The following is an 11,983-nucleotide window of genomic DNA, read 5'->3' as shown; positions in this document are numbered from 1 at the left end:
AGCCACAGCGATTACTTACCCGCCAACCCCCGGCGCTTCACGAATAATGAAGTGATCCAGGTTCTCAATATTGGCACTGAACACCCCGAACGTCTGTTCGGGGTTTTTCTTGCTCGGTACCTGCTTCAACTCCGGCGTCACCCCATAAAAGAAGCAATACAACTCGGCGTCACTGTCGACCGCGTGCTTGATCTCCTCCAGAAACGCTTTGCGCTTGCGGTAGTTGTCGATCAGCTTCTTGCTCAAATAGACGTTCACCGAATAAGGCTTCTTCTTCGCCTCATCCGGTTGCTTGAACCAGACCTTCTGCTCGAAATCGATGCGAAAGCTCTGGGTGTAATCCTTGATCTCCTTGATCTTGCCCCAGTAAATCAGCCCCTTATTGTCCTGCAGATATTCGATCTTCTTGAAAAACGACCCATAAGGCGCCGAGTGTTCGCCAATCTTCAGCGGCATGCGCTTGAGCAGATCCTTGTCCTCGAAGTTCGACACAAAACACTCCACCGGGTGGGCGAAGACACTGGTCTTGTCCGGCGCCGACTCCCGGATCGGCTGCTCGACGTTACTGGCCGCTGAAGCTGATTTTGGGTCATCCCGCATGACATCCGCTGCCACCGCCGGGCTCGCAGGCTTACGTACATACTCACGCCGAGTCAGCAGCAACTCCGACGGAAAATGCTCCTCCCTACCGTCATCCGATTCCGCACCGTCCGCCTCCAGGCCCGACGCCGGCGTCTTCAGACTGACATAAGGACAACCCTCAACATGCCGCGTGCTGGGGATGTTCTTGAAGTGCGGCGTGCGCACGTAATTCACATTCTTGGCGTTGAACGTCCCCAACACGTTGGCCGCATCAAACGCCGAACGGCAAGTATCGTTGGGGCACTGGAAATGCTCCTTGGCGGAATCGAACTCCATCGTCTCGTCAAAATTCAAATCGCGCACGTCATAGATCGACAGCTTGTCGTCGAGGCTGAGGCAGTAGGCGAGGTCGAATTTCATGGCGGGCTCGGGTCCTTGAGTGGGGAAGGGTATTAATAGCGGGAGGCGGGGCGGGTTGCACTGACTGTTTTCAACACACCACAAATCGATGGCAACACGCCAAACCTGTGGGAGCGGGCTTGCCCGCGATTCTCAAATTCACCACAGTCACCAAGTCGACCACCAACTTGTGGCGAGGGAGCTTGCTCCCGCTGGGCTGCGCAGCAGCCCCAAACCCGGCAAACGCGGTATATCAGACAGATCAAGTTGTTTGCTTGGCGACTGCTTCGCAGCCGAACGGGAGCAAGCTCCCTCGCCACGGTTAGTGTTTAGCTCAGCTACTCATCCTCTAGCCGATCCACCCTCTTATAAAGTGAAGCGGTGAACTCATTCCTATCACTGGAATAGTGACAGCGACGATGACAGTTGGGGCACAGCGCGACAGCGTTGGTCACCCGATCCGGGCCGTCGTTGACCAAGTGCTTAACGTGGTGGACTTCGAGAAAGTGCAATCCATTTGGCAGCTTGAATGGTGCGTCCTGACCGCAACCTTCACAAATCCCGTTGGCATTCTTAAGTACCCAGGCCTTGATTAATGGATCACGTAAAAATGAAGAGGTCGTGCCGCTCACCCGTTGTGGCCTCTCTATACCGCGAGGGATGCCTACCATCTCGCGCTGTTCAAGCTTGAGAACCTTGGCGTTTAACTCCTGATCATCCGCGGTAGGTGCATAGTCGTCAGGGTCGAAAGCACCTTTTGCAATCATTGCTGCGCGTACGCGCTGGGCTACGCCAGCGCCAAGATGTTTAGCAGGCAGGTATCCAACAATGTACGGCAGGCACAAATCATGGAGTACGGTGGAAATATTACGCATCCGATACTCGATGGAGACTCTGCTGCGATTAATCAGCACCCCCTCGCGCAAAAGGCGATTTTCATGTGCCTTGTTGAGCTTTTGGTCACTTTTCTCAATAGCTAACATCTTCAAGTAGCCTTCGACTGCCGCCTCAAGCTCTTCGTCGCTCCAGTCGTTCTTCTCTTTTTCAATGTCCATACAATCGCCGAGGGTTGAAAACCCTCGGACGATACTGAGTGGCCATTACACCTGTCTACGAAAATTCCTACAGAAAAGACCGACGTATCGCTCAAGCGATCCTACAAATACACCGTCGCTCTAACCCACCGAATGCTTCGACGACTGAAATACCTCCACAACCTTCCGCCACCAAGGCTTAACCATCGGCACCCGCCGTCGTGTGCGATTGAGCAACAGATAAGGCATGTCCCGCAGCCGAATCCAGCCTTCATCCTGCCAATGCAACAGACTCAACGACATCTCCGGCCAATCCAACAAACTCAACATCGGCCGATCTGTATTCTTCGACTGCCTAGCATCACGTAGCGCTGGCACCACTTGATGGGTTAACCACTTACGCAACAACCGATGGCCCGGCGAGTAGTGATACACCAACAGCGCATAGACACCGGACTCGCTGAGCATTAGCCGCGTCTCCGGTTGCCCGTGGTAGTTAATCAGCAAAGTGTGTCGCTGATCCTCGTCCAATTTGCTGACTACACGATCGTTCAAATGGAAACCCATTAAGCGACCCAGGTCGCGGGCGCAGAACCATGGCTGATTTTCCAGGAGGAGGGCGTGGAGGTGGAGGTTTTGACGGGTGAATAGGGTGGAAGCGAGAGGCTCCCACTCGATGTTCGTTGGCGTGGATAAATTTCTGGAAGCGAGTTGAATAGACATAGTCTGTGACCTCTACGTATAAAAGGGGTAGGGCCAGACCCAACGTAGAGTGGAGTTAAAAAATCCCAACGAGCAAAGCCGTCACGTTTGAGCGACAAACCACCAAAGGGTGAATTGCGTATCTGTGTGATTGACCAAGCTTTCTACGTTGGGCGTTTCTTAGGCACCTGCAATGGAGCTTAGAGGTGCTTTGAATAGGCATCAATGCGGAAGCAGCCGTAAATACTGTAGGAGATTTAGCGGCGTTGCGTAGGGAGGAAAAGCTATTCGTCCCTCGAATGCTCCAGGCTCTTACCTCCGAATTACGGATATAAGCAGTATGTAGGACATGTCCGAAAACTCCGTAAGCCCTTTTTGTTTCCCCGATAACATGATCTACAACAGCACAAAATAAAGGACTATCCATGCCCCTACTCAAATAAAAGGACTTATCCGTGAAGCAGGAGCGAAGTCAGCATTTTGGTCGCCATGGAGTTTCTTTCGTTGTCGTGCACTTTACGGTTGAGCCGAGTGATCGAGGCCGACTTAGAGAGCTATATCTGTACGAGACGACAATTGCACATTTTGAAGTCAGTAATTTGGTGGTCGATCTCTACGACAGAATGCTCGCAAAGAACCGGCCCTGCATCATGATGGTTGGGGTATCCAGCCCATTGACTCGGGTGCACGCTGATACGCTCAATGAACAGCGAATGAGTATTGCCAATATTACCGGCGGTGTCTTCGGTGCTGCTGCAGCTCGAGTTCTGCCTTACGGCTTTGTTTCTGGCCCACTGCTTGGTAAGGCGGGGCAAATGTTTGCGCTCGAGCGGTTGCCGACTTATCACGCAGGTGATGTGATTGTCAGTGTGGATGCAAGAACCAATGGCGGCATAGGGCCCCAGCATTCGACTTCATCGATGATTATCAAGACAAAAGGTTGAAATAAGCGATGAGTGAATATTTGGGCGACGGGCTATTGTTGAGTATTGCTCTCATTCTGGGGTTTTTCGTTAGACCGTACCGGTACAGGAAATGGTTGGGTATCAGCGCTTTTGCCTTGGGTGGGGTGGCTGCTTTTATTGTGGTACCGAAGGTCGATGGGCTTGATCTTGGCGCTCTACCGACCGTGCTTATTTCTTTTGGTGCAGGACTTTTTTTTGACAGGCATCGATATAGTAATGATGACTAATCGGCTGTCTTCGATAGATAAAAAAAGACCGCCTTTCGGCGGTCTTTTCAAGAGTGCTTGGTTCAGCGGGAATCAATCCCAGCTCAACGCCCCACCAGTCTGATACTCAATAACTCTCGTCTCAAAGAAATTCTTCTCTTTCTTCAAGTCCATAATCTCGCTCATCCAAGGGAACGGGTTAGTCGTCCCTGGATACTCTTCCTTCAAACCAATCTGGCTCAAACGACGGTTAGCAATAAACTTCAGGTAATCCTCCATCATCGCCGCATTCATGCCCAACACCCCACGAGGCATGGTGTCCCGCGCGTATTCGATCTCCAGCTGAGTCCCCTGCAGGATCATCTGGCTCGCTTCTTCCTTCATCTCAGCATCCCACAAGTGCGGGTTTTCGATTTTGATCTGGTTGATCACGTCGATGCCGAAGTTCAGGTGCATGGATTCGTCGCGCAGGATGTACTGGAACTGCTCGGCGACGCCGGTCATTTTGTTGCGGCGGCCCATGGAGAGGATCTGGGTGAAGCCGCAGTAGAAGAAGATGCCTTCCAGAACGCAGTAGTAGGCGATCAGGTTGCGCAGCAGCTCTTTGTCGGTTTCGACGGTGCCGGTTTCGAACTTTGGATCGGAGATCGAACGGGTGTATTTCAGGCCCCAGGTGGCTTTTTTCGCGACCGATGGGATCTCGTGGTACATGTTGAAGATTTCGCCTTCATCCATGGCCAACGATTCGATGCAGTACTGGTAGGCGTGGGTGTGGATCGCCTCTTCGAAGGCCTGGCGCAGGATGTACTGGCGGCATTCCGGGTTGGTGATCAGGCGGTACACGGCCAGGACCAGGTTGTTGGCAACCAGGGAGTCGGCGGTGGAGAAGAAGCCGAGGTTGCGCATCACGATGCGGCGCTCGTCGTCGGTCAGGCCTTCCGGGTCTTTCCAGAGGGCGATGTCGGCGGTCATGTTGACTTCTTGCGGCATCCAGTGGTTTGCGCAACCGTCCAGGTACTTCTGCCAGGCCCAGTCGTACTTGAACGGTACGAGTTGGTTGAGGTCGGCACGGCAGTTGATCATGCGCTTTTCGTCGACAGCAACGCGGGCAGAGGCGCCTTCGAGTTCGGCGAGGCCTTCGGCGACATCGAGGGTGTCCAGGGCAGCTTTGGCACGGGCGATTGCGGCAGAGTCGGTCGCGGTAACAGCGCGAGCTTCTTGAGCGGCGACACCACCAGCGGTGTCGAGTCGGTCCATGTTGGCTTCAGTCGCGTGGCCGGCGTTGGCGCCTTTTACCACGGTCTCGCCGCTGTCTTCTTTGTCGAATTCGTCCCAGCTCAGCATGACGTGTCGTCTCCTGCGTGAGGGCCAGATTGCCCGTGTGAAAACTGATAGGTTGGTTTTTCACACAGCCGTTTCTGGCCGCGTTGGATCTAAAGGAAATCGTTTGTTGCAGCGGTACAACGCAGGCAATAAACAGAATTTTGTACGGGTGTTCCGAAGCCGCCGATGGGCGCAGAAAACGTGAACCGCTCTGCGTGGGCTTCAGACTGGCTTTTCACCCCTGTAAGGGAATATTGCAGGCCCGTTTAAGTCCGCATTATAAGGAAATTTTCGGCCCCGTGGTGCGGCGAAATGGCACTCGCAGCGGTCGGCGAGGGGCGTTTTCAGGTTGGAGCGAGGGTTTACAGGGCTTTGGCGGAGGAAGTTTTTTTTTCGCCTGTTTTGGCTGGTTTTTGACGGTGAGGGCTGGGTGTTCGCGTGGTTATGGTCTGCTGTTGTGTTGCAAGCCAGGTGGGGCGGGGCTTTCGGGGGAGAGGAGCCGTTTTTGTGGGGGCAGTTTTTGGCTGAAAATGTTCTTGAAATGGATTGCTCAAAAAACAATCAGAAACGGCATTTTTTACTACATGTAGTGGTTTTGGTCGATTTTTGACCACTCCAGACACAACTAAGCCCGACCTAAGTCGGGCTGTGATGTCGCTTTCGGTTTTCAGCTGAAACGAGCGGCACCTACGTGATCAGAACCATCGGCAGCGACCTTGGCAGCGCCGGTGTGATCAAAGCCGTCAGCAGCGACTTTGGCAGCGCCAGTGTGATCAAAACCATCGGAAGCGAAAGAGGCCGAGCCAGTGTGGTCGTAACCGTCAGAAGCGACAGCCGCTTCAGTGAAAGTAGCCGAACCAGTGTGGTCGTAACCATCGGCGGCGAAGGTGTTGGCGGCCAGGACGGAAAGGGTCAGGGCGAGGATCAGTTTGGTTTTCATGGTGGTATCTCCAGGTTCGTTGGCGTGTGTGCCTTGTGTGGAATTCATCCTACGCCAACTATTTTGATTAAAAAGCGCAAATAAACGCTTAAAACAATCGTATTTGTAGATGTAATGCTCGGCGCTTCATCTGCCTTGAAGGCGGGGGGGATGGGTCGAGCCTTGATAAATTAGAGGGGGGCGGATCAGCCGTTAGAGCAGCCGTTGCCCATGACGCTGTAGCGCAGAATGTGTCGCTGACCTTTGGAGTCGTCGTATTCCATTTTGGCTGGAACCACTTCGCAGACATTCGGGATTTCGCTCATCGATATGACTTTGGCGATGTCCAGGTGGGTGGAGTAGGTGTATTCCTCGATAGCGGGTTGTTGCTGTGCGACATCAGTCGGGACCTCATCCGCCATGGCGGTTAAGCACAGACTGCTGAGGACCAGAACCCATAAAGCTTTCATTTCAAATTTACCTTTCTGAGGTCGAATGGGGTCACGCAATCTTTTTGGGATTGCGTGTGGAGCTTTAATAAAGAGTCTTGGATTAACTGCCTTCGTGGGGGCTGCAACTGGGTTAATCACGTTGCCTTGTTGGCGAGACCGATTTTAGGCCTGAGGGGGGCGTGCATATAGCCGTGCTTTTGATAAACACTTTTGGCAGATTTGGTAACAATCCCCGAGAGCCCGCCCTTATCTTCCGTGTAGGAGCTGCCGAAGGCTGCGATCTTTTGACTTTAAAAAGAGCGAAGATCAAAAGATCGCAGCCTTCGGCAGCTCCTACGTTGACCGTAGATAACCGGGTTTTGAGCGTCTCGTCGCGGTATAGCCACATTTTGTAGGGGCTTGTTACTACCATCGTCGAATGGTTCTATAGGCCCCGCCCGGCTACAACTGGGGGCATACAAAAACAACTATTCCACCGAGGTAAGAAAGATGAGTGCGGCTTCTTTGTATCCCGTTCGTCCCGAGGTTCTAGCCAACACGCTGACTGACGAGGCCACCTATAAGGCCATGTACCAGCAGTCGGTCGTCAACCCGGACGGCTTCTGGCGTGAACAAGCCAAGCGCCTCGACTGGATCAAGCCTTTCACTACGGTGAAGCAGACGTCCTTCGACGATCACCATGTCGACATCAAATGGTTCGCCGACGGCACGCTGAACGTTTCCTACAACTGCCTCGACCGTCATCTGGCCGAGCGCGGCGATCAAATCGCGATTATTTGGGAAGGGGATGACCCTGCCGAAAGCCGCAACATCACTTACCGCGAGCTGCACGAACAAGTCTGCAAGTTCGCCAACGCCTTGCGCGGCCAGGATGTGCACCGCGGCGACGTGGTGACGATCTATATGCCGATGATCCCCGAAGCCGTGGTCGCCATGCTGGCCTGCACCCGGATCGGCGCGATTCACTCGGTGGTGTTCGGCGGTTTCTCTCCGGAAGCCCTGGCCGGTCGCATTATCGACTGCCGCTCGAAAGTGGTGATCACCGCTGACGAAGGCGTACGGGCCGGCAAGAAGATTCCGCTGAAGGCCAACGTCGACGACGCGCTGACCAACCCGGAAACCAGCAGCATCCAGAAAGTCATCGTGTGCAAGCGCACGGGTGGCGACATCAAGTGGAACCAGCACCGCGACATCTGGTTTGAAGACCTGATGAAAGTGGCGGGCACCGTGTGTGCACCGAAAGAGATGGGCGCTGAAGAAGCGCTGTTCATCCTTTATACCTCCGGTTCCACCGGCAAGCCGAAGGGCGTGCAGCACACCACCGGCGGTTACCTGCTGTATGCGGCGATGACCCACGAGCGCGTGTTCGACTACCGTCCGGGCGAAATCTACTGGTGCACCGCCGACGTCGGCTGGGTTACTGGCCACTCGTATATCGTCTACGGCCCGCTGGCCAACGGCGCGACCACGTTGCTGTTCGAAGGCGTACCGAATTACCCGGACATCACCCGGGTGGCGAAGATCGTCGACAAACACAAGGTCAACATTCTCTACACCGCACCGACCGCGATCCGCGCGATGATGGCCTCGGGCACCGCCGCCGTTGAAGGCGCCGATGGCAGCAGCCTGCGTCTGTTGGGGTCGGTGGGCGAGCCGATCAACCCGGAAGCCTGGGACTGGTACTACAAGAATGTCGGCCAATCCCGTTGCCCTATCGTCGATACCTGGTGGCAGACCGAAACCGGCGGCAACATGATGAGCCCGCTGCCGGGCGCTCACGCCCTCAAGCCGGGTTCTGCGGCGCGTCCGTTCTTCGGCGTGGTGCCCGCCCTGGTGGATAACCTGGGCAACATCGTCGAAGGCGAGGCGGAGGGCAACCTGGTGATTCTCGATTCGTGGCCAGGCCAGGCGCGTACGCTGTTTGGCGACCATGACCGCTTCGTCGACACCTACTTCAAGACGTTCCGTGGCATGTACTTCACCGGTGACGGTGCGCGTCGTGACGCAGACGGTTACTACTGGATCACCGGTCGCGTGGATGACGTGCTTAACGTATCCGGTCACCGCATGGGTACCGCCGAGATCGAAAGCGCGATGGTCGCGCACCCGAAAGTCGCCGAAGCGGCAGTGGTTGGTGTGCCGCATGACATCAAGGGGCAGGGCATTTATGTCTACGTCACGTTGAATGCTGGCGAAGAGCCGAGCGAGCAATTGCGCCTGGAGCTGAAAAACTGGGTGCGCAAGGAAATTGGTCCGATTGCTTCGCCGGATGTCATCCAGTGGGCGCCGGGGCTGCCGAAAACCCGTTCGGGCAAGATCATGCGCCGGATTCTGCGCAAGATTGCGACGGCCGAATACGACGGGTTGGGGGATATTTCGACCCTGGCTGATCCGGGTGTGGTGCAGCACTTGATTGATACGCACAAGACCATGAACGTCGCGTAAGCGCCGACTCTTGAGTCATCGAAGCCCTGTCAGGTGTTGAGCCTGATGGGGCTTTTTTGTGGTGGTCGGATTGAGGTGGTGGCGGCTGTGCGGGCCTCTTCGCGAGCAAGCCCGCTCCCACATTGAGCCAGAGTCGGGCACAAGTTCTGTGTTCACTGGAGATCAACTGTGGGAGCGGGCTTGCTCGCGAAGAGGCCAGTCAGACACAACATAAACACCAGCCAATAATTATCGACTTGCGCCGTAGGCCCATTCCCACTGTTACCCATCACCCTTCAAGTAACTGAATGTGTAACCGCCCGCCCGATAACGAGGCATTGGGAAACGCAAAGCCCCGTCACAGGGCCTCTAAACCCGGCATGAAAAATAAGACACCACGCTGCGCTTGCCGGATTAGAAGGGTTTGCCAATAATAGGCCCGCAATTTGCAATATAGATCGGTTCACTGTCTTTTGCTCTTGCATGAAATTGCAAGGCTGTCAACGCGCTCAAGCGGCTTTCTCGGTGCATCTGTAATTTGTTGTCGCATTGAAGAAATATCGGCTTCGGGCCTGTCGTTAGAATGCCGATCACTCGCTCGTCGTTGCCTGTGTTGAAATTTCGCACACGTGATGTAGGACGCAGCAACGCTTTCCGGTTCCACTCATTCGCATATTGGGCTGTTGCTCACTCTGCCGTTTTTGCCCTTTACCGATGGAGTCCCAAGATGAAGAAACTTGTGCTGCTTGGCGCCCTGGCACTGTCCGTGCTGTCCCTGCCGACCTTCGCCGATGACAAGCCCGTAAAAATCGGTATCGAAGCAGCTTACCCTCCGTTCGCCTCCAAAGCGCCGGACGGAAGCATCGTGGGTTTTGACTACGACATCGGCAACGCCCTGTGCGAAGAGATGAAGGTCAAGTGCGTGTGGGTCGAGCAAGAGTTCGACGGCCTGATCCCGGCACTCAAAGTGCGCAAGATCGACGCGATCCTGTCGTCCATGTCGATCACCGAAGACCGCAAGAAGTCCGTGGATTTCACCAACAAGTACTACAACACCCCGGCTCGCCTGGTCATGAAGGCCGGCACTCAGGTCAGCGAAAATCTGGCTGAGTTGAAGGGCAAGAACATCGGCGTGCAACGTGGTTCGATCCACGAGCGTTTCGCCCGCGAAGTCCTGGCCCCGCTGGGTGCCGAGATCAAGCCTTACGGTTCGCAGAACGAAATCTACCTCGACGTGGCCGCCGGTCGCCTCGACGGCACCGTGGCAGACGCTACCCTGCTGGATGACGGTTTCCTGAAAACCGACGCCGGCAAAGGTTTCGCCTTCGTTGGCCCGGCCTTCACCGACGTCAAATACTTCGGCGACGGCGTGGGTATCGCAGTTCGCAAGGGCGACGCGCTGAAAGACAAGATCAACACCGCGATCGCGGCCATTCGCGAGAACGGCAAGTACAAGCAAATCCAGGACAAGTACTTCGCCTTCGATATCTACGGCAAGTAATCGTCCCCGCAACACGTGCGAAATGGCGCAAGCAACAGGATCTCTGAGGTTTGCGCCATTTTTTCATCCCAACTTTCGAGGACCTGAATCATGTTGAAAGGCTACGGGGCTGTCATCCTCGATGGCGCATGGCTGACGCTTCAGCTCGCCTTGTCGTCCATGGTCTTGGCCATTGTTCTGGGTCTGATCGGCGTTGCGCTGCGTCTGTCCCCAATACGCTGGCTGGCCTGGCTGGGCGATCTGTATTCCACGGTGATCCGCGGTGTTCCCGATCTGGTGCTGATCCTGCTGATTTTCTACGGCGGCCAGGACCTGCTCAACCGCGTGGCGCCGATGCTCGGCTATGACGACTACATCGACCTGAACCCGCTGGCCGCCGGTATCGGCACCCTGGGTTTCATCTTCGGTGCGTACCTGTCGGAAACTTTCCGTGGTGCCTTCATGGCAATCCCGAAGGGGCAGGCAGAAGCCGGCATGGCGTACGGCATGAGCAGTTTTCAGGTGTTCTTCCGGGTGTTGGTGCCGCAGATGATTCGTCTGGCGATTCCGGGTTTTACCAACAACTGGCTGGTACTGACCAAGGCGACCGCGCTGATTTCGGTGGTCGGTCTGCAAGACATGATGTTCAAGGCCAAGCAGGCGGCAGATGCTACCCGCGAGCCTTTCACCTTCTTCCTCGCAGTGGCGGCGATGTACCTGGTGATCACCAGCGTCTCGTTGCTGGCATTGCGTCACCTTGAGAAGCGCTACTCGGTAGGCGTAAGGGCGGCTGATCTATGATCTTCGACTACAACGTCATTTGGGAGGCCTTGCCGCTGTACTTCGGCGGCCTGGTGACCACCCTCAAACTGCTCGCGCTGTCGCTGTTCTTCGGTCTGCTGGCGGCACTGCCGCTGGGGCTGATGCGCGTCTCCAAGCAGCCGGTCGTCAACATGAGTGCCTGGCTGTTCACCTACGTGATTCGCGGCACGCCAATGCTGGTGCAGCTGTTTTTGATCTACTACGGCCTGGCGCAATTCGAAGCGGTGCGTGAAAGCTTCCTCTGGCCATGGCTGTCCAGCGCCACGTTCTGTGCGTGCCTGGCCTTCGCCATCAACACCAGCGCATACACCGCTGAAATCATCGCCGGCAGCCTGCGTGCCACGCCCAATGGCGAGATCGAAGCGGCCAAGGCCATGGGCATGTCGCGCATAAAAATGTACAAGCGAATCCTGTTGCCGTCGGCCCTGCGCCGGGCACTGCCGCAGTACAGCAACGAAGTGATCATGATGCTGCAGACCACCAGTCTGGCGTCCATCGTGACCCTGATCGACATCACCGGTGCCGCGCGCACGGTCAACGCTCAGTTCTACTTGCCGTTCGAAGCCTACATCACCGCCGGCGTGTTCTACCTGTGCCTGACCTTCATTCTGGTGCGCCTGTTCAAGATGGCCGAGCACCGCTGGCTGGGCTATCTGGCCCCGCGGAAGCACTGAT

12 protein-coding genes are annotated in these 11,983 nt (G+C 55.6%); 6 read left to right on the top strand and 6 right to left on the bottom strand.

What is annotated here, in order from left to right:
* Nucleotides 1-15: 15 nt before the first annotated feature.
* The 3 genes from PMI36_RS15665 to PMI36_RS15675 all read right to left on the bottom strand — a co-directional run bounded on the left by PMI36_RS15665 (nt 16) and on the right by PMI36_RS15675 (nt 2,738).
* Entirely contained in the window at nt 16-1,002 is a 987-nt protein-coding gene (locus PMI36_RS15665; RefSeq protein ID WP_008071864.1) for a hypothetical protein, read from the bottom strand.
* A gap of 317 nt (nt 1,003-1,319) precedes the next feature.
* Nucleotides 1,320-2,036 carry an HNH endonuclease gene (locus tag PMI36_RS15670; RefSeq protein ID WP_008071863.1) on the bottom strand — a complete coding sequence of 239 codons (717 nt, stop codon included), beginning with the start codon at nt 2,034-2,036 and terminating at the stop codon, nt 1,320-1,322.
* A 120-nt stretch (nt 2,037-2,156) separates the two neighbouring features.
* Nucleotides 2,157-2,738, bottom strand: a complete 582-nt coding sequence (locus tag PMI36_RS15675; RefSeq protein ID WP_008071861.1) for a BRO-N domain-containing protein — start codon at nt 2,736-2,738, stop codon at nt 2,157-2,159.
* Between the two features lie 434 nt (nt 2,739-3,172).
* Here PMI36_RS15675 and PMI36_RS0129555 point away from each other — a divergent pair, with 434 nt between their 5' ends.
* Together PMI36_RS0129555 and PMI36_RS0129550 are read left to right on the top strand one after the other, a co-directional pair.
* Nucleotides 3,173-3,661, top strand: coding sequence for a hypothetical protein (locus tag PMI36_RS0129555; RefSeq protein WP_032830388.1), 489 nt, complete (start codon nt 3,173-3,175; stop codon nt 3,659-3,661).
* An 8-nt stretch (nt 3,662-3,669) separates the two neighbouring features.
* On the top strand, nt 3,670-3,909 hold the full coding sequence (locus PMI36_RS0129550; protein WP_032830387.1) for a hypothetical protein: 240 nt from the start codon (nt 3,670-3,672) through the stop codon (nt 3,907-3,909).
* Nucleotides 3,910-3,981: 72 nt separating this feature from the next.
* Here PMI36_RS0129550 and PMI36_RS15680 read toward each other — a convergent pair whose 3' ends face one another.
* The 3 genes from PMI36_RS15680 to PMI36_RS15690 form a co-directional block, all read right to left on the bottom strand.
* Complete coding sequence (locus PMI36_RS15680; protein WP_007905373.1) at nt 3,982-5,232, bottom strand: ribonucleotide-diphosphate reductase subunit beta; 1,251 nt, start codon at nt 5,230-5,232, stop codon at nt 3,982-3,984.
* Between the two features lie 646 nt (nt 5,233-5,878).
* Nucleotides 5,879-6,151 (bottom strand): hypothetical protein, encoded by a 273-nt coding sequence (locus PMI36_RS15685; RefSeq protein WP_008071858.1) that lies wholly within the window; start codon nt 6,149-6,151, stop codon nt 5,879-5,881.
* A gap of 185 nt (nt 6,152-6,336) precedes the next feature.
* Nucleotides 6,337-6,600: a DUF2790 domain-containing protein gene (locus PMI36_RS15690; RefSeq protein ID WP_008071855.1), complete on the bottom strand. Its 264-nt coding sequence runs from the start codon at nt 6,598-6,600 to the stop codon at nt 6,337-6,339.
* 471 nt (nt 6,601-7,071) lie between these two features.
* On the opposite strand from PMI36_RS15690, the gene acs reads away from it, so the two are divergent.
* The 4 genes from acs to PMI36_RS15710 all read left to right on the top strand — a co-directional run bounded on the left by acs (nt 7,072) and on the right by PMI36_RS15710 (nt 11,982).
* On the top strand, nt 7,072-9,027 hold the full coding sequence (gene acs, locus PMI36_RS15695; protein WP_008071854.1) for an acetate--CoA ligase: 1,956 nt from the start codon (nt 7,072-7,074) through the stop codon (nt 9,025-9,027).
* A gap of 706 nt (nt 9,028-9,733) precedes the next feature.
* A complete protein-coding gene (locus PMI36_RS15700) occupies nt 9,734-10,507 on the top strand; it encodes an ABC transporter substrate-binding protein (RefSeq protein WP_008009943.1) in 774 nt (257 codons plus the stop codon).
* A 90-nt stretch (nt 10,508-10,597) separates the two neighbouring features.
* A complete protein-coding gene (locus PMI36_RS15705) occupies nt 10,598-11,287 on the top strand; it encodes an ABC transporter permease (RefSeq protein ID WP_008071852.1) in 690 nt (229 codons plus the stop codon).
* Entirely contained in the window at nt 11,284-11,982 is a 699-nt protein-coding gene (locus tag PMI36_RS15710) for an ABC transporter permease (RefSeq protein ID WP_008071850.1), read from the top strand. Before PMI36_RS15705 ends, PMI36_RS15710 begins: the two co-directional genes overlap by 4 nt.
* The last annotated feature ends 1 nt before the right edge of the window (nt 11,983 follow it).

It is taken from the genome of Pseudomonas sp. GM79 (assembly GCF_000282495.1).
Classification (GTDB): Bacteria; Pseudomonadota; Gammaproteobacteria; order Pseudomonadales; family Pseudomonadaceae; genus Aquipseudomonas.
Note: the sequence above shows the minus strand (reverse complement) of the source record. Positions and strands in the feature narration are given on the sequence as shown.